The sequence below is a fragment of the Comamonas sp. FG99 genome (assembly GCF_057808605.1).
The window spans coordinates 263,747-280,610 of sequence record NZ_JBMDII010000001.1; the positions used below are offsets into that span (position 1 = coordinate 263,747).

A 16,864-nucleotide genomic window follows, 5' to 3' on the forward strand; every position below is an offset into this window, starting at 1 on the left:
TACCTGCCTGTGGGTAACCAGTGCACGGGCAAAAGAGCGACGCATCCGATCGCGCACCACGGAGCGCATGGGTACACTGGCGGGTTCTCGGCCTGTCTGCCGACGCCACTCCCGCCCCTGCCTTCTTGCCCGTGTCCCTGCTCCGCATCGCCGTCAACACGCCCGCTCACAGCGCCATCAGCGCCAGCGCGCCGTGGCTGACCTACCGGCATACCGAGCCGCTGGCGCCCGGCAGCCTGGTGCGGGTGCCACTGGGACAGCGCGAGGTGCTGGGCGTGGTCTGGGGCCTGGATAACGATGCCGGACTGGGCGCGGCCATCAAGCCGGTGGGCGCCGTGCTGGCGCTGCCTCCGCTATCGCCCGGCTGGCTGCGGCTGGTGGCCTTCGCGGCGCGCTACTACCAGCGCAGCCTGGGAGAGATGGCCATCGCCGCGCTGCCGCCCGCCTTGCGCGACCTGAGCGAGGTGCAGCTGCAGCGCCGCCTGCGCCGCAAGGTCAAGGCCGGCGCCGATGCCTGCGGTACTGCAGGCATTGCAGCAGCCATGGATTCCATGGCACTCAGCGCAGAGCAGCAAAGCGCCTTCGCGCAAATTGGCGCCATGCCCGGGCCTTTTCTGCTGTTCGGCAGCACCGGCAGCGGCAAGACCGAGGTCTACCTGCGTGCCGCGCAGCGGGTGCTGGAGCAGTCGCCCACCGCCCAGGTATTGGTGATGGTGCCCGAGATCAACCTGACGCCGCAGCTGGAGCAGCGCTTCAGCCAGCGCTTTGCGCCGCTGCTGGGGCCTGGCGCCGTGGTGTCCATGCACAGTGGCATGACCCATCCGCAGCGCCTGCAAAGCTGGCTGGCCGCGCACACCGGTGCGGCGCGCATCATGCTGGGCACGCGCATGGCGGTGTTTGCCTCGCTGCCGCAGCTGGCGCTGGTGGTGGTCGACGAAGAGCACGACACCAGCTACAAGCAACAGGAGGGCGCGCGCTATTCGGCGCGCGACCTGGCGCTGTGGCGGGGCCACGATGCGGGCGCCAAGGTCATCCTCGGCTCGGCCACGCCGTCGCTGGAGAGCTGGTGGGCCAGCCGAGCGGCCGGCGAAGACGGCCCCGAAGACCCTGGCGGGCGCTACCAGCGGCTGGCCATGCCCAGCCGTATCGGAGCCGGCTCAGGCGCGGCCCACATGCCTGCGCTGCGCCTGGTGGACATGCGCCAGCAACCCCGGCGCACGCTGTTTTCCGAGCCGCTGCTGCAGGCCATACGCCAGCGCGTGGAGCGCGGCGAGCAAAGCCTGGTGCTGCTCAATCGCCGGGGCTTCGCGCCAGTGCTGCTGTGCGGCGACTGCGGCTGGAAGAGCGACTGCCCGCACTGCAGCGCCCACCAGGTCTTCCACAAGAGCGACCGCACGCTGCGCTGCCACCACTGCGGCTTCAGCCAGCGCGTGCCGCGCCAGTGCCCGAGCTGCGGCAACCCCGACATCCTGCCGCTGGGCCTGGGCACCGAGCAGCTCGAAGAGGCGCTGTCCCGGCAGCTGCGCAATGTGCAGCGGCCCGACCGCGAGCCCGCGCGCATCGCCCGCATCGACGCGGACACCACCAAATCCAAGGGCGCGCTCGAAACCCAGCTGCAGCACATGCACGCCGGCGAGATCGACGTGCTGATCGGCACGCAAATGGTCGCCAAGGGTCATGACTTCCGCCGCGTGACGCTGGTCGCCGCGGTGCAGCCGGACGACGCGCTGTTCTCCAGCGACTTCCGCGCGCCCGAACGCCTGTTCGCCCTGCTGCTGCAGGCGGCCGGCCGCGCCGGACGCGATGCCGGCTATGTGGCCCGCCAGCGCAGCGCGGTGGAGATGTGGGTGCAGACGCAGCAGCCCGGCCATCCGGTTTTCGAGGCCTTGCGCACGCACGACTATGCCGGCTTCGCAGCGCAGCAGCTGCGCGAGCGGCGCGACGCCGCCATGCCGCCCTTCGCCTACCAGGCCCTGGTGCGCGCCGACGCGCGCAGCCAGGAAGTCGCCCAGGCCTTTTTGCGCAGCGCCAGCGAGCAGGCCCACGCGCTGCAGCTGCCGGGCCTGGCCGAAATGTTTCTCTATCCGCCGATCCCGCTGGCCGTGCAGCGGGTGGCCAATGTGGAGCGGGCGCAGATGCTGGTGGAGAGCGCATCGCGCCCTGCGCTGCAGCAGTTTCTGCGCAGCTGGCAGGCCGTGCTGCACCAGGTGCGCGCGCAGCCCGAGCACAAGGCGCTGATCCGCTGGCTGGTGGATGTGGATCCGCAGGCGATCTGAGATGCCGCCAGGGCTCAGCTCGACCGGAATGGCGCCAGCAGCAAGGCTGGCAGCGTCTGGCTGGCGGCATCGCGGTGGCGCTCCAGCCCCATGACGACCGAGCGGCCGCCGTCGGCAGGTACCGCGCTGGCGCTGCCCAGCAGGTAGTCGAACCAGGGGAAGACCGTCGCGTAGTTGCTGTCGGTCTGCACTTGCTCGCGGCTGTGGTGGATGCGGTGGTAGGCCGGCGTGACGAGCAGGCAGCGCAGCACCCGGTCCAGGCTCGCTGGCAGCCGCAGATTGCCATGCGCCACGGTGCTGACCACCACCGCCAGCAGGCTGTAGGCCAGCACCGCCTCCACCGGTGGCGCCAGCAGCAGCAGCACCGGCAGGGTCGCCAGCGCGATGAACAGGTTTTCCAGCGGATGGTGGCGGTGCGCGGTGGTGGCGTCCAGCTCCACGTCGCTATGGTGCACCGCATGCAGCCGCCACAGCCAGGGCACGGCATGCGACAGGCGGTGCAGCGCATAGGCCATGCCATCCAGCACCAGGAAGGCAGCCAGCCACTGGCCCCACACCGGCACACCCCAGCGCTGCAGCCAGCCGCCCCAGCCGCCTGGCCGCAGGCCCAACGCATGCATGGCCGCCCAGAAGAGCGCCGGCGCCGCCAGCATGGCGCCCAGCGCCAGCACCGACAGCGCCAGGTTGCGCAGCCAGCGCGCCAGCGGCACGGTGGGGGTGGGAAACAGCGGGCTCAGCGATTCCCAAAAAATTACCGCCGCCAGGCTGATGACGATGGCGGCGATATATATCTGCTGCATGGATAGGATCAATCACCAAATATATTTCTGTGCAACCCCGGCACCAGCGCTAGCCCCGCAGGTATTCAAACCGCACATTGCATTTGGCTCCCGGCTGCACCACGGCTCCAACCTGGCACTGCGGCCCTTCAGGCGCATCGGTAACCACAACCCAATCGACATTCGGCCGAATGGCCTTGATCTGCTGCGGCACACCCGAGGTATTGGTGGCCTGCACCCAGTGATTGCCACTCACGCTTGCGCCGGAGGGGCTGCTCAGACTGACGGGGTTCGCGCTGATCGCTTGGGCGCGCTGCACCAGGTCGTGCCCCGCCACGCCCGCAGCCGCCACGCCGCCAACCACCAACAGATTGGAGAGCAGCCGCCCATTGACCCGCCCGCGCAGCACGCGGTATGCCACCGCGGCAACCAGCAAGGCCAATAGCAGCAGTGTCCAGACGCCCAGCGTGGGCACGCTGCTGGCCAGCGGCGCATAGTCGATCGCGCCGCCCGGAGGGACTTCGACACCCGCCCGCGCCGCCGAAGCGGCGCAAACCACTGCCAACCCGGCCGCGGCACGAATGCCCGCGAAATTCCTGATGAACAACATGCTTAGGTTGGCGGGTAGGTGAACAGCACATTGCATTGGGCGCCCGGCTGCACCACGGTGCCCACCTGGCACTGCGGCCCCACTGGCGCCTCACGCACCTGCACCCAATCGTTGTTGGGCCGGATGGCCTTGATCTGCTGCGGCACCCCCGAGGTATTGGTGGCCTGCACCCAGTAGTCGCCGCTCACGCTGCCGCCGGAGGGGCTGCTCAAATTGACGGGGTTCGCGCTGATCGCTTGGGCGTGCTGCACCAAGTCATGTCCCGCCATGCCCGCCGCGGCCACGCCGCCAACCACCAACAGATTGGAGAGCAGCCGCCCGTTGACCTGCCCGCGCAGCACGCGATACGCCACCGCGGCAACCAGCAAGGCCAGCATCAGCAGCGTCCATGCGCCCAAGGTGGGCACGCTGCTAGCCGTCGGTGCATAGTCGATTGCGCCCCCCGGCGCCGGCAGACCCGCCTGTGCCGCCGAAGCGGCGCAGAGCATGGCCAACCCGGCCGCCGTGCGCATGCCTGCGAAATTCCTGATGAACATGTTTTGCCTTATGTTGCGATTTGTCACGCAATCATAAATGCATCAAATAACCAAATACAAGATTTAACAATCTGCGCGCCTGCCGCTGTTTCGCTACTGCAACAGCGCCACCGCCAGCGAAAAACTCACGAATGCCAGCACCGTCGACACCAGGATCACATGCGCGATGCGCCCGTTGTGGGCCCCGTAGCGCTCGGCCAGCAGCGTGACATTGCTGGCGCTGGGCAGCGCCGCCAGCAGCACCAGCGCCTTCAGCGCAAAGGGTGACAGCGGCGCCCCCAGGCGCATGGCCAGGGCGCCCAGCCCCCAGACCAGCAGCGGATGCACGAGCAGCTTGGCCAGCGCCAGCGGCACATAGCTGCGCGGCGCCGCGTATTCGGCGGGCCGCATCTGCGAGCGCGCCAGCACCGCCCCCACCGCGAACAGCGCCACCGGCGTGGCGGCGCTGCCCAGCAGGCCCACGGTCTGGTCCAGCGCCGCGGGCAGCCGCCACTGCTGGTACGAGGCCAGTGCGCCCAGCAAGATGGCCCAGGGCATGGGATTGGCCAGCATGCCGGCCAGGGCCTTGCGCAGCGCAGCGCCGGCATGGCCTGCGTGGCCGGCGGCATCGCCCAGGCGCGACAGGGCCAGGCAGATCGAGGTGGTGACCACCATGTCGACCAGCATCGACAGGATGCTGGGCCCGGCGCCGGCATCGCCGAGCAAGGCCACCAGCAGCGGCAGCCCCATGAAGCCGGTGTTCGGAAAGGCCGTCACCAGCGCGCCGAAGGATGCATTGTTCCAATCCAGGCCCGCGCGGCGGCCGAAACCTATGCAGCCCGCCACCATGATCAAGCCGCACAGCAGGTACAGCAGCATGGCGGGCAGATCGAGCAATTGCGCAAACGGCAGCCCCGCGCCAGCCTTGAACAGCATGCAGGGCAGTGCAAAGAACAGCACGAAGCCATTGACCCCGGAGATGGCCTGCAGCGGGAACACGCCGCGCCGCGTGGCCAGGTAACCGCACAGCACCAGTGCAAAAAACGGGAAGGTGATCTGAAGGACGGAGAGCACGGCGCTATTGTGATGTCCCTTTGCCGGCCGGCCCCGGGGCCAAGCGGTTATTCTTGCCCTTTTTTCGCGTCGCACGCAGGTTTCGGTTTCATGGCAGTCGGTCTCAATCTCGCGCAACTCCAGGCGGTGCACTACACCGAAGGGCCCTGCCTCGTGCTGGCCGGCGCGGGCTCGGGCAAGACGCGGGTGATCACGCACAAGATCGCGCGGCTGATCGAGACGGGCCTCGCGCCGCGCAGCATTGCCGCCATCACCTTCACCAACAAGGCGGCCGCCGAGATGCGCGAGCGCGCCAAGGGGCTGATCGGCCGCGCCGCCAAGGACGTGCTGGTCTGCACCTTCCATGCCCTGGGCGTGCGCATGGTGCGCGAGGACGGCCGCGTGCTCGGCCTCAAGCCGCAGTTCAGCATCCTCGACGCGGACGACGTGATCGGCATCCTCAAGGACGCGGCCGGCGGCACCACCGATGCCGCCACCGCCCGCCAGTGGCAGTACCTGATCAGCAACTGGAAGAACCGCGGCCTCGACCACCAGGCCGCGCTGGCCCAGGCCAAGGACGACAACGAACGCGCGGTCGCCGTCATCATGCAGCGCTACGAGGAACGGCTCACCGCCTACCAGAGCGTGGACTTCGACGACCTGATCGGCATGCCGCTGCGCCTGCTGCAGGGTCACCCCGAGGTGCGCGAGAAGTGGCAGCGACTGCTCGGCCATGTGCTGGTCGACGAATACCAGGACACCAATGCCACCCAGTACGAACTGCTGAAGCTGCTGGTGGGCGAGCGCGCGCGCTTCACCGCCGTGGGCGACGACGACCAGAGCATCTACGGCTGGCGCGGCGCCTCGCTGGACAACCTGAAGAAGCTGCCGCAGGACTTCCCCCAGCTCAAGGTGATCAAGCTGGAGCAGAACTACCGCTCCACCAGCGCCATCCTGCGCGCGGCCAACAACGTGATCCAGCCCAACCCCAAGCTGTTCCCGAAGACGCTGTTCTCCGAGCTGGGCGAAGGCGAGCCGGTGCGCGTGGTCGATGCCGACAGCGAAGACCACGAGGCCGAGCGCGCCGTGGCCCGCATCCTGGGCCTGCGCGCCGCGGCCAACCCGCCGCCGGACTGGAAGAGCTTCGCCATCCTGTACCGCGCCAACCACCAGGCCAAGCCCTTCGAGAAGGCGCTGCGCCGCGCCAACGTGCCCTACAAGGTCTCGGGCGGCACCAGCTTCTTCGACCGCGCCGAGATCCGCGACCTGTGCGCCTGGTTCCGGCTGTGGATCAACAACGACGACGACCCGGCCTTCCTGCGCGCCATCACCTCGCCCAAGCGCGGCATCGGCCACACCACGCTGGGGCGGCTGGGCGAATTCTCCCAGGCGCGCAGCAGCAGCATGTTCGGCGCGCTGTTCAACCAGATGCTGCCCGATGCGCTGCCGGCCAAGGGCTACGAAAGCCTGATGGAATTCGGCCGCTACATCAACGAGCTGGAAAGCCGCGCCCGCAACACCCGCGGCGCCGAAGAGGCGCATGCCTTCCTGATGGAGTGGCTCAAGGAAATCGGCTACGAGCAGCACCTGTACGAGCACGAGGACAGCGACAAAGTCGCCGCCGCGCGCTGGACCAACGTGCTGGAGTTCTGCGACTGGATGGCCCAGCGCGCCGGCGGGCAGATCGACACCAGCGCCGGCATGACCACGCAGGCCGAGGCCAAGAGCCTGCTCGAGGTCTCGCAGACCATTGCGCTGCTGTCCACCATCAGCGAGCGCGAACAGGAGCAGGACATGGTGACGCTCTCCACGCTGCACGCCAGCAAGGGCCTGGAATGGCCGCATGTGGTGCTGGTCGGCGTGAACGAAGGCCTGCTGCCCTTCAAGCTCGACGATGACGACGGCAAGCAGCAAAAGCTCAGCGAAGACACCGCCCAGCGCCTGCAGGAAGAGCGCCGCCTGATGTACGTGGGCATCACCCGCGCCCAGCGCACGCTGGCGGTGAGCTGGGCCAAGCGCCGCAAGAAAGGGCGCGAGATGGTGATGGCCCAGCCCAGCCGCTTCATCGCCGAGATGAAGCTCGACGCCTCGACCGCCCGTGAAGACCCGCGCGCCAAGCTGCGCGCGCTGCGCGAGGAGTTTGCCAAGAAGGCGCAGGCCAAGCCCGAAACACCGGCATGAAACCCATGAAGCAAATCCTTCTGATAGCAATCTGCGCCTTGTCCATCGGCGCCTGTAGCCAAAACCCCTTGAATTCGCCACGCCCGGCCTGCCCCACGGCCGCGCAGATGGAGCAGCCCGAGCTGCTCGGCCACTGGCGGGCCGAGGTGCAGGGCCAGGCCGGCCCCATCACGCTGGAGCTGCGCCCGCACCCGGAGTGGAACGGCACCGTCAAGGGCGAAATCCGCCGCCCCGGCGGCAGCGCCATCGTCGTCGGCGACGTGGACAAGGGCGAGCTGTCCATGGAAGAGTCCAGCGACGGCAAGCGCACCACCGGCACCTGGTCGGGCGACGTGGTGCAGGGCAGCTGCGCGCGCGAGATCCGCGGCGAATGGACAGACCAGAACGAGCACTCCCACCGCTTCACGTTGCGCAAGGCCGCACACTGACCACCATGCGACACCCTTACCTGTGCGCGGCGGCCATCGCCGCCCCCCTGCTCTACGGCACCTCGGCCCAGGCCCAAATCCATGGGCAAGCCCCGGGCGCCCCGGCTTTGCCCGCCGCCTGGCGGCAGTGCGCCGCGCAGTCCGACCCTGCGCAGCGCCTGGCCTGCTTCGACCAGTGGGCCGCGCAACAAGACTCCGCGGCCGCGGTGGCGGCGGCCCCCGCCAGCCAGGAGCCGGCTGCGGCCACTACCGCGGCCGCGCCCCCTGCCGCGCTTGCCCCGGCCACCGAAATGCTGGCAGCGCTCGACCCCAACCGCGCCAACGGCGGCTGCCGCGACTCGGCCTATACCGAGATGTCGCGCTTCTGGGAACTGGAGGCCGGCACCGACTGCGGCACCTTCAGCTTCCGCGGCTACCGGCCGCTGTCGCTCTCGGCGGTCACCGCCAGCGGCGTCAACGTCCAGCCCCTCTCGGACAACCCGAACAACTCGGCCACCCATGCCACCGCCTACCAGAAGCAGGAAATGCGCATCCAGCTCTCGGTGCGCACCAAGCTGGCGCAGAACCTGCTGACCAGCCCCGGCTCCAACCTGCGCGACTCGCTGTGGGTGGGTTACACCCAGCAGTCGTACTGGCAGCTGTTCAACCCCGCGCTGTCGCGGCCCTTCCGCAACACCGACCACGAGCCCGAGATCTTCTACGTCTACCCCACCACCGCCAAGCTGCCCTTCGGCTGGCGCTGGCGCTACAGCGGCATAGGCCTGGTGCACCAGTCCAACGGCCAGAGCGACCCGCTGTCGCGCAGCTGGAACCGCTACTACCTGATGACCGGGCTGGAGCTGGACAACCGCTGGCAAATCCAGGCCAAGCTGTGGAAGCGCATCGCCGAAAATGCCGCCAGCGACAACAACCCCGACATCCAGGACTACATCGGCCGGGGCGAACTCAAGATCGGCTGGAACCTGAACCGCGACAACTGGCTCGGCCTGACCGCGCGCGGCTCGCTGAACGGCTCGGGCAAGGGATCGGCGCGGCTGGAATGGATGCACGCGCTGGGCGACGGCTGGATGGGCGGCAAGAGCAACCTGCGCCTGCACGCCCAGCTGTTCAGCGGCTATGGCGACTCGCTGCTGGACTACAACTACAAGCGCACCATGTTCTCGCTGGGCTTCAGCCTGCTGGATTTCTGATCATCCAGCCGACCCCTCACCGCGGCGCTCAGGCCCGCGCGTCGTCGGGCACCACCGCGGTGACCTCGATCTCCACCTTGGCGCGGTCCTCCACCAGCGCGGCCACCTGCACCGCGGTCATCGCCGCGTTGAAACTGCCGATCAGCTCGCGGAAGGCCTTGCCGATCTCGGGATAGGCCGCGACGTACTCCTGCTTGTCCGTCACATACCAGGTCATGCGCACGATGTGCTCGGGCCGGGCGCCGCCCGCGCGCAGCACCTCGACGATGTTCTGCAGCGCCTGGCGCACCTGGCCGGCCAGATCGTCGGTGTGGAAGACGCCGTGCGCATCCCAGCCGATCATGCCCGCCACGAACACCATGCGGCCGCGGGCCGTCACACCATTGGAATAGCCCTTGGGGCGGGGCCAGCCGGGCGGCAGTAATACTTGCATTGCGTTTCCTTTCAACAAAATCGATCTTCGCCAGCCAGCCAGCGCGCGATGGCCGCCTGGATGGGGCCGGGCACGGCGATGGCCTGGTGCGTGTCCAGGCTGGTGAACACCAGCACCTTGCGCGCGGCCACGCGCAGCTGGCCATCGGCGCCGCGGCAGTCCAGGTCCAGCGCCAGCGAGCGCTGGCCGAGCCGCGCCACCGACAGGCCCAGCACCACCGTTTCGCCCATACGCGTGATGGCGCGGAAATCGCACTCCAGGCGCACGATGGGCAGGCCCGTGCGCTCTTCGCCCAGCATGCGGGCATAGGGGTGGCGCAGCGCCTGGTTGAACCAGTCTTCCACCAGCCCGTTGAACAGCACCAGGTACTGCGGGAAAAAAATGATGCCCGCCGGGTCGCAGTGGGCAAAGCGTATGCCCACCTCGCGCTCGAAGCGTTGCGCGCATGGGGATGGGACGAAGTCCGTCATTTCAGATTCCGCTCGGGTTCCGATGCCCGGGGCACTACGCTGGAGCATGCAGCCGGAATCGCTGCAGCTTGCCGGTCGCGGTGCGCGGCAGCTGCCCCATGAACTCGACCGCGCGCGGGTACTTGTACGGCGCCACGGTGCGCTTCACGAAATCCTGCAGCTCCCGGATCTTGGCATCGTCCGCGGCCTGCCCCGCATGCAGCACCACGAAGGCCTTGACGATCTGGCCGCGCTCGCTGTCGGGCACGCCGATCACCGCGCACTCGGCCACGCTGGGGTGCTGCATCAGCGCCTCCTCCACCTCGGGCGCGGCGATGTTGTAGCCGGCAGAGATGATCATGTCGTCGGTGCGGGCCTGGTAGACGAAGTAGCCGTCCGCATCCATCAGGTAGGCGTCGCCGGTGAGGTTCCAGCCGTCCTGCACATAGCTGCGCTGGCGCGGATCGCCCAGGTAGCGGCAGCCGGTGGGGCCCTGCACGGCCAGGCGGCCCACGGTGCCCGGCGGCAGCTCGCGGCCCTGCTCATCCACCACGCGGGCGCGGTAACCGGGCACGGCCTTGCCGGTGGCTCCGGGGCGGGCCTCGTCCTCGCGGTGCGAGATGAAGATGTGCAGCATCTCGGTGGAGCCTATGCCGTCGATGATCTCGATGCCGGTGGCCTGCTTCCACATCGCGCGGGTCGATGCGGTGAGCGCCTCGCCGGCCGAGACGCACTTGCGCAGGCGGCTGGCGCGGATGCTCGCGCCCTGCTCCGCCATCACCCGGTACGAGGTCGGCGCGGTGAACAGCACCGTGGCGCCAAAGCGCTCGATGCCGTCCACCAGCTGCTGCGGCCCGGCCCTTTCCATCAGCGCCAGCGAGGCGCCGATGGCCATAGGAAACAGCACCTGCCCGCCCAGGCCGAAGGTGAAGGCCAGCGGCGGGCTGCCGATGAATACATCGTCCTGCGTCGCCCGCAGCACATGGCGCGGCCAGCAGGCGCAGATCGCCATCACGTCGCGGTGGAAATGCATGGTGGCCTTGGGCACGCCGGTGGTGCCCGAGGTGAAGCCCAGCAGGCAGGTGTCGACGGCCGCGGTGTCCACGTTGGCAAAGCTGGCGCTCTCGCCGGCCATCAGCGCTTCGAGCGACGCGCCGGCAGCGCCGCACTTGGCGTTGAAGAAGCACACGCGCTGCAGCGTGGGGCTCTTGGCCTGCGCGCCCAGCACCTCGTCCTGCAGGGCTTCATCGGCCAGGGCCAGCGATATCTGCGCGATGTCGGCAAACGCCGACAACTCCTTGGCGCGCAGCAGCGGCATGGCCGCGACCACGATGCCGCCAGCCTTGACCACGCCGAACCAGCAAGCCACCATCATCGGGTTGTTGGGCGAGCACAGCAGCACCCGGTTGCCGGGCACCAGGCCCATGCGCCGGGTCAGCACGTTGGCGATGCGGTTGGCCTTGTCCTGCAGCTCGGCATAGCTCCAGCGCACGCCCTCGGCCTGGATGCACAGCCTGTCGCCGCGCCCTTCGGCCACATGGCGGTCCAGCAGCTCGGCGGCGCAGTTCAGGCGCTCGGGAAACTGCAGCCCGGGCAGCTCGAACAGGTAGTCGGGCTGCAGCTCGGCGGGCGGCAGGTGGTCGGCGGCAAAGGTGTCGATATGGGCGGTATAGGGCATGTGGCGGCCTCCTAAGCCTGCGCGCTCTTGAGCAGTTCGCGCGCGATGATGAGCTGCTGCACCTCGGTCGCCCCTTCGTAGATGCGCAGCGCGCGGATCTCGCGGTACAGCCGCTCCACCACCTGCCCGCTGACCACGCCCAGACCGCCCCACAACTGCACCGCGGCGTCGATGACCTGCTGGGCGTTCTCGGTGGCCGCCATCTTGGCCATGGCGGCCTCGCGCGTCACGCTCTCGCCCTGGTCGCGCTGCCAGGCGGCGCGGTAGGTGAGCAGGGCCGCGCTGTCGATCTGCGTGGCCATCTGTGCCAGCCTGGCCTGGGTGAGCTGGAAATCGGCCAGCACGCCGCCGAACATCTTGCGCGTGGTGGCGCGCATGAGCGCCTCGTCGAGCGCGCGGCGCGCAAAGCCCAGCGCGGCGGCGGCCACCGAGGTGCGGAACACGTCGAGCGTGCGCATGGCGAGCTTGAAGCCCTCGCCGCCCGCGCCCACGCGCTGCGCCACCGGCACGCGGCAGTTGCTGAACCTGAGCCGCGCCAGCGGGTGCGGCGCGATCAGGTCTATGCGCTCGGCGATCTCGAAGCCCGGCGTGCCGGCATCGACGATCAGCGCCGAGATGCCGCGCGCGCCCGGCGCCTCGCCGCTGCGTGCGAAGACCAGATAGAAGTCGGCGATGCCGCCGTTGGAGATCCAGGTCTTCTCGCCGTTGAGCACGTAATGCTCGCCTTCCAGCCGGGCCTCGCAGGCCATGGCCGCCACGTCCGAGCCGGCATCGGGCTCGGACAGCGCAAAGGCGGCGATCGCCTCGCCCGCCGCCACCTTGCCCAGGTAGCGCTGCTTTTGCTCTGGCGTGCCGGCCAGGCTGATCGCGCCCGAGCCCAGGCCCTGCATGGCAAAGGCGAAGTCGGCCAGGCCGTTGTGGCGCGCCAGCGTCTCGCGGATCAGGCAGATGGCGCGGGTGTCGATCTGCGCGCCGCCAGATTCAGCGCCGGCCACCGCGTGGCGCAGCCAGCCGCCCGCGCCCAGTGCCTTCACCAGCTGGCGGCAGTCGCCATCCGTGTCGCCGCTGTGCACCTGCGCCGCATGCCGCGCCGCCCAGGCGTCGAGCTGCTGCGCCAGCTGCGCATGGCGGGCCGCGAAGAAGGGCCATTTCAGATAGCTGCTGTCGGCCATGTCAGTTTCCTTGGAATTGGGGTTTGTGCTTGGCGACGAACGCATGGTAGGCGCGCGCGAAGTCTTCGGTCAGCATGCACAGGGCCTGGGCCTGGGCCTCGGCCTCGATGGCCTGCTCCACGGTCATGGCCCATTCCTGGTGCAGCATGGTCTTGGTGATGCCGTTGGCGAAGCTGGGGCCGGCGGCCAGCTCGGCCGCGAGCTGGTGCGCCTGCTCCAGCAAGGCTTCGGGCGCGCACAGGCGGTTGAAGAAGCCCCAGCGCTCGCCCTCCTCGCCGCCCAGGCTGCGCCCGGTGTAGAGCAGCTCGCTGGCGCGGCCCTGGCCGATGATGCGCGGCAGGATGGCGCAGGCCCCCATATCGCAGCCGGCCAGGCCGACGCGGTTGAACAAAAAGGCGGTCTTGCTGCGCGCGGTGCCCAGGCGCAGGTCCGAGGCCATGGCCATGATGGCGCCGGCGCCGGCGCACACCCCGTCCACCGCCGCGACGATGGGCTGGGGGCAGGCGCGCATGGTCTTGACCAGCTCGCCCGTCATGCGCGTGAACATCAAAAGCTCGGGTGCCTTGAGCTGCACCAGCGGGCCGATGATCTCGTGCACGTCGCCGCCCGAGCAGAAGTTGCCGCCCGCGCCCACCAGCACCACGGCCTTCACGTCCTGCGCCCATTTGAGGCGGTGGAACAGGTCGCGCAGCTCGGCGTAGGAGTCAAAAGTCAGCGGGTTCTTGCGCTCGGCCCGGTTGAGCGTGAGCGTGGCCACGCCGCCCTCGAGCTGCCACAAAAAATGCCGCGCCTCGTAGCCGGCCAGCTGCTGGTGGTTGCCCGCCACCAGGGCGGGATCGATTGCGTATTCACTCATCTTGCACTCCATTCACATCACTTCGCCGCCGGCCACCGCGATGGCCTGGCCGGTGACGGCGCCGGCGCCCGGGCCGCACAGCCAGAGCACGGCGTCGGCCACCTCCTGCGGCTGCACCAGCCGGCCCTGGGGGTTGCCCTTGACGAACTCGGCCATGGCCTGCTCGGGCGTGCGGCCGGTCTTTTCCACCACGCGCGCAATGCTCTCGCGCACGATCTCGGTCTCGGTATAGCCGGGGCAGACGGCGTTGATGGTGACGCCCTTCTTCGCGAACTCCAGCGCCAGCGAGCGGGTCAATCCCACCACGCCGTGCTTGGCCGCACAGTAGGCCGCCACATAGGCGTAGCCGGCCAGCCCGGCCGTGCTGGCCACGTTGACGATGCGCCCGTAGCCCGCGGTCGCCATCGCGGGCAGCGCCTGCTGCATGCACAGCATGGTGCCCGTGAGGTTGACGGCCAGCATGTTCTGCCAGGCCGCCGCGTCCATCTTCAGGAACGGTGCGCTCTGCGCCTGGCCGGCGTTGTTTACCAGAATATTGATAGCACCTAGAGCTTTCTGCGCTTGGCCAAAAGCCCTTTTCACCTCGGATTCCTGGGCCACATCGGCCAGCTCCATGCGGCACTGGCCGGGGAATTCGTCCACGAGCTTGCGCAGCGTCTCGGCCCGGCGCCCCAGCACCGTGACCCGGGCGCCGCGCGCCAGCAATTGGCGCGCGATGGCCTCGCCTATGCCCTGGCCGGCGCCGGTCACCAGCGCGTGCTGATCGTTCAGATCGCCCGCCATCTCAGTGCCCCCCGGCCGAAGCCAAGGCGGCGGCCTGCTGGGCCTGCTCGCGCTCGAACAGGGTTTCCATCTGGCGTTTGCCCTGGAACAGCTGCCTGGGCCAGGCGATGGGCGTGTAGCCTATCCTGGCGGCCTCGGCCAGCGTCCAGTTCGGGTTGGCCAGGTGCGGGCGCGCCACCGCGCACAGGTCGGCGCGGCCCGCGGCGATGATGGAGTTGGCATGGTCGGCCTCGCTGATCGCGCCCACGGCCATGGTGGCGATGCCGGCCTCCTGGCGGATGCGGTCGGCGAACGGCGTCTGGAACATGCGGCCGTAGACCGGCTTTTCCTGCTTGCTGACCTGGCCCGACGAGCAGTCGATCAGATCGGCCCCGGCGGCCTTGAAGGCCTTGGCGATCTGCACCGCATCTTGCGGCGTGATGCCGCCGGGCACCCAGTCGTGGGCCGAGATGCGCACCGACATGGGCCGCTCGGCGGGCCAAGCGGCACGCACCGCCGCGAAGACTTCCAGCGGGTAGCGCAGGCGGTTTTCCAGGCTGCCGCCATAGTCGTCCTGGCGCTGGTTGGTCAGCGGCGAGATGAAGCTCGACAGCAGGTAGCCGTGGGCGCAGTGCAGCTCCAGCCAGTCGGCGCCGATGTCGGCGGCCATGCGCGCGGCCTGCACGAACTGCTGCCTAACCATGTCCATGTCGGCGCGCGTCATCGCCTTCGAGATCTGGCTCACGCCTTCGAGGTACTGCTGCGCCGAGGCCGAGATGATGGGCCAGTTGCCCTCGGGCAGCGGCAGGTCGGTGCCATCCCAGGCCAGGCGCGTCGAGGCCTTGGCGCCCGCGTGGCCGATCTGCATCGCGAATTTGGCATCGGTGTTGGCGTGGATCCAGTCGGCGATGCGCTTCCAGGCCGCCTGCTGCGCCTCGGTATAGGTGCCCGGGCAGCCCGGGGTGATGCGGCCCTCGGGGCTGACGCAGGCCATCTCGGCGAACACCAGGCCCGCGCCGCCCAGGGCGCGCGCGCCCAGGTGCACCAGGTGGTAGTCGCCGGGCACGCCGTCCACCGCCGAGTACTGGGCCATGGGCGAGACCACGATGCGGTTCTTCAGCGTGAGGCCGCGCAGCGTATAGGGCAGGAACATCGGCGGCGGCGCCTGGCCCTCCACGGCCACGCCATTTTTCGCGGCCAGCCATTGCTCGTAGCCGCCCAGCCAGGCCGCATCGCGCAGGCGCAGGTTCTCATGGCTGATGCGCTGGCTGCGGGTGAGCATGGAGTACATGAACTGCTCGGGTTCGAGCTGGTCGCAGTAGCGCTGGCCGCAGACCTCGAACCACTCCATCGCATTCCAGGCCGCGTTCTGGATGCGCAGCGTCTCCACCCGGCGCGCCTCCTGGTAGGCGGCCAGCACCTCGGGGATGTGCGCGGGCGTGGCGCCCAGGCGGCGGAACTGGCGCGCCAGCTCGATCGCGTCCTCGATGGCCAGCTTGGTGCCCGAGCCGATGGCGAAGTGCGCGGTGTGCACCGCATCGCCCATCAGCACCACATGGCTGCCCCGGGCGTTCTTCAGCCACCACTGCTCGCAGACCACGCGCTGGAAGTTGATCCAGGCCGAGCCGCGCAGGTGGCGCGCGTTGGTCATGAGCTTTTCGCCCTGCAGGTTGGCGGCGAACAGCCGCTCGCAGAAGTCTATGGACTGCTGCTGGTCGGCCTGGTCCAGCCCGTGGGCCTTCCAGGTGTCTTCGGTGGTCTCGACGATGAAGGTCGAGGTCTTGTCGTCGAACTTGTAGATGTGCGCCTGGAACCAGCCATGCTCGGTGCGCACGAAGTCGAAGGTGAAGGCCTCGTACACCTTGTTCGTGCCCAGCCAGATATAGCGGTTGGGGCGCGTGACGATGTCGGGCTTGAAAATGTCCGCATAGCGGCCGCGGATGCGCGAATTCACGCCGTCGCTGGCGATGATGAGGTCGGCGTCCGCATAGTCCTCGTCGGACTGCGCATCGGTCTCGAACACCAGCTGGACGCCCAGCTGCTCGCAGCGCGCCTGCAGGATGTTGAGCAAATGCTTGCGGCCTATGCCCACGAAGCCGTGGCCGCCCGAGCGGATGCGCCGGCCCTTGAACAGCAGCTCGATGTCGTCCCAATGGTTGAAGGCCGCCTCGATCTGCGCGGCGGTGGCCGGGTCCCACTCGCGCATGTTGTCCATGGTCGCGTCGGAGAACACCACGCCCCAGCCGAAGGTGTCGTAGGGCTGGTTGCGCTCGACGACGCTGACCTCGTGCGAGGCATCCATCTGCTTCATCAGCAGCGCGAAGTACAGGCCGGCGGGGCCGCCACCTATGCAGACGATTTTCATGGCCAGGGTCCGTATGGAAAATTACTTTATGTTTAAATTATTTATCCATAAATATTTCACTAGAATACGTACTTACCCTGTCATGGCCTTCGCCGGCCCGCGCCACCATGCATAGCC

15 protein-coding genes are annotated in these 16,864 nt (G+C 68.7%); 4 read left to right on the forward strand and 11 right to left on the reverse strand.

The window, feature by feature from the left end:
- Window positions 1-125: 125 nt before the first annotated feature.
- Window positions 126-2,276 (forward strand): replication restart helicase PriA, encoded by a 2,151-nt coding sequence (gene priA, locus ACODRX_RS01175; RefSeq protein WP_488869188.1) that lies wholly within the window; start codon window positions 126-128, stop codon window positions 2,274-2,276.
- Window positions 2,277-2,290: 14 nt separating this feature from the next.
- On the opposite strand, the gene ACODRX_RS01180 is transcribed toward priA, so the two are convergent.
- The 4 genes from ACODRX_RS01180 to ACODRX_RS01195 form a co-directional block, all read right to left on the reverse strand.
- Window positions 2,291-3,076 (reverse strand): sterol desaturase family protein, encoded by a 786-nt coding sequence (locus ACODRX_RS01180; RefSeq protein ID WP_488869190.1) that lies wholly within the window; start codon window positions 3,074-3,076, stop codon window positions 2,291-2,293.
- A 49-nt stretch (window positions 3,077-3,125) separates the two neighbouring features.
- On the reverse strand, window positions 3,126-3,665 hold the full coding sequence (locus ACODRX_RS01185) for a midcut-by-XrtH protein (protein WP_488869192.1): 540 nt from the start codon (window positions 3,663-3,665) through the stop codon (window positions 3,126-3,128).
- A 2-nt stretch (window positions 3,666-3,667) separates the two neighbouring features.
- Window positions 3,668-4,201, reverse strand: coding sequence for a midcut-by-XrtH protein (locus ACODRX_RS01190; protein ID WP_488869194.1), 534 nt, complete (start codon window positions 4,199-4,201; stop codon window positions 3,668-3,670).
- Window positions 4,202-4,294: 93 nt separating this feature from the next.
- Window positions 4,295-5,254, reverse strand: coding sequence for an AEC family transporter (locus ACODRX_RS01195; RefSeq protein WP_488869196.1), 960 nt, complete (start codon window positions 5,252-5,254; stop codon window positions 4,295-4,297).
- Window positions 5,255-5,344: 90 nt separating this feature from the next.
- Between ACODRX_RS01195 and ACODRX_RS01200 the strand changes: the two genes are divergently transcribed.
- The 3 genes from ACODRX_RS01200 (at window position 5,345) to ACODRX_RS01210 (ending at window position 9,032) form a co-directional block, all read left to right on the forward strand.
- On the forward strand, window positions 5,345-7,414 hold the full coding sequence (locus tag ACODRX_RS01200; RefSeq protein WP_488869198.1) for an ATP-dependent helicase: 2,070 nt from the start codon (window positions 5,345-5,347) through the stop codon (window positions 7,412-7,414).
- Window positions 7,415-7,482: 68 nt separating this feature from the next.
- Window positions 7,483-7,842: a hypothetical protein gene (locus ACODRX_RS01205; protein WP_488869199.1), complete on the forward strand. Its 360-nt coding sequence runs from the start codon at window positions 7,483-7,485 to the stop codon at window positions 7,840-7,842.
- A gap of 5 nt (window positions 7,843-7,847) precedes the next feature.
- The gene (locus ACODRX_RS01210) at window positions 7,848-9,032 is read left to right on the forward strand and encodes a phospholipase A (RefSeq protein WP_488869200.1); all 1,185 of its coding nucleotides are present in this window, start codon (window positions 7,848-7,850) and stop codon (window positions 9,030-9,032) included.
- A 28-nt stretch (window positions 9,033-9,060) separates the two neighbouring features.
- Here ACODRX_RS01210 and ACODRX_RS01215 read toward each other — a convergent pair whose 3' ends face one another.
- The 7 genes from ACODRX_RS01215 to ACODRX_RS01245 are packed head-to-tail and all read right to left on the reverse strand — an operon-like array spanning window position 9,061 to window position 16,747.
- On the reverse strand, window positions 9,061-9,465 hold the full coding sequence (locus tag ACODRX_RS01215; protein WP_488869201.1) for a RidA family protein: 405 nt from the start codon (window positions 9,463-9,465) through the stop codon (window positions 9,061-9,063).
- A gap of 11 nt (window positions 9,466-9,476) precedes the next feature.
- Window positions 9,477-9,935, reverse strand: a complete 459-nt coding sequence (locus ACODRX_RS01220; RefSeq protein WP_488869202.1) for an acyl-CoA thioesterase — start codon at window positions 9,933-9,935, stop codon at window positions 9,477-9,479.
- A gap of 34 nt (window positions 9,936-9,969) precedes the next feature.
- Window positions 9,970-11,592 carry a benzoate-CoA ligase family protein gene (locus tag ACODRX_RS01225; RefSeq protein ID WP_488869203.1) on the reverse strand — a complete coding sequence of 541 codons (1,623 nt, stop codon included), beginning with the start codon at window positions 11,590-11,592 and terminating at the stop codon, window positions 9,970-9,972.
- An 11-nt stretch (window positions 11,593-11,603) separates the two neighbouring features.
- On the reverse strand, window positions 11,604-12,764 hold the full coding sequence (locus ACODRX_RS01230; protein WP_488869204.1) for an acyl-CoA dehydrogenase family protein: 1,161 nt from the start codon (window positions 12,762-12,764) through the stop codon (window positions 11,604-11,606).
- A 1-nt stretch (window position 12,765) separates the two neighbouring features.
- Window positions 12,766-13,620, reverse strand: a complete 855-nt coding sequence (locus ACODRX_RS01235; RefSeq protein ID WP_488869205.1) for an enoyl-CoA hydratase family protein — start codon at window positions 13,618-13,620, stop codon at window positions 12,766-12,768.
- Window positions 13,621-13,632: 12 nt separating this feature from the next.
- Window positions 13,633-14,403 (reverse strand): SDR family NAD(P)-dependent oxidoreductase, encoded by a 771-nt coding sequence (locus tag ACODRX_RS01240; protein ID WP_488869206.1) that lies wholly within the window; start codon window positions 14,401-14,403, stop codon window positions 13,633-13,635.
- A 1-nt stretch (window position 14,404) separates the two neighbouring features.
- Window positions 14,405-16,747, reverse strand: a complete 2,343-nt coding sequence (locus ACODRX_RS01245; protein ID WP_488869207.1) for a bifunctional salicylyl-CoA 5-hydroxylase/oxidoreductase — start codon at window positions 16,745-16,747, stop codon at window positions 14,405-14,407.
- Between the last annotated feature and the right edge of the window lie 117 nt (window positions 16,748-16,864).

Bases quoted from the DNA above. Each gene is read 5' to 3' on its own strand.
- ACODRX_RS01180 (WP_488869190.1), bottom strand. From the start codon at position 3,076: ATGCAGCAGATATATATCGCCGCCATCGTCATCAGCCTGGCGGCGGTA.
- ACODRX_RS01185 (WP_488869192.1), bottom strand. From the start codon at position 3,665: ATGTTGTTCATCAGGAATTTCGCGGGCATTCGTGCCGCGGCCGGGTTG.
- ACODRX_RS01190 (WP_488869194.1), bottom strand. From the start codon at position 4,201: ATGTTCATCAGGAATTTCGCAGGCATGCGCACGGCGGCCGGGTTGGCC.
- ACODRX_RS01200 (WP_488869198.1), top strand. From the start codon at position 5,345: ATGGCAGTCGGTCTCAATCTCGCGCAACTCCAGGCGGTGCACTACACC.
- ACODRX_RS01210 (WP_488869200.1), top strand. From the start codon at position 7,848: ATGCGACACCCTTACCTGTGCGCGGCGGCCATCGCCGCCCCCCTGCTC.
- ACODRX_RS01215 (WP_488869201.1), bottom strand. From the start codon at position 9,465: ATGCAAGTATTACTGCCGCCCGGCTGGCCCCGCCCCAAGGGCTATTCC.
- ACODRX_RS01220 (WP_488869202.1), bottom strand. From the start codon at position 9,935: ATGACGGACTTCGTCCCATCCCCATGCGCGCAACGCTTCGAGCGCGAG.
- ACODRX_RS01225 (WP_488869203.1), bottom strand. From the start codon at position 11,592: ATGCCCTATACCGCCCATATCGACACCTTTGCCGCCGACCACCTGCCG.
- ACODRX_RS01230 (WP_488869204.1), bottom strand. From the start codon at position 12,764: ATGGCCGACAGCAGCTATCTGAAATGGCCCTTCTTCGCGGCCCGCCAT.
- ACODRX_RS01235 (WP_488869205.1), bottom strand. From the start codon at position 13,620: ATGAGTGAATACGCAATCGATCCCGCCCTGGTGGCGGGCAACCACCAG.
- ACODRX_RS01240 (WP_488869206.1), bottom strand. From the start codon at position 14,403: ATGGCGGGCGATCTGAACGATCAGCACGCGCTGGTGACCGGCGCCGGC.
- ACODRX_RS01245 (WP_488869207.1), bottom strand. From the start codon at position 16,747: ATGAAAATCGTCTGCATAGGTGGCGGCCCCGCCGGCCTGTACTTCGCG.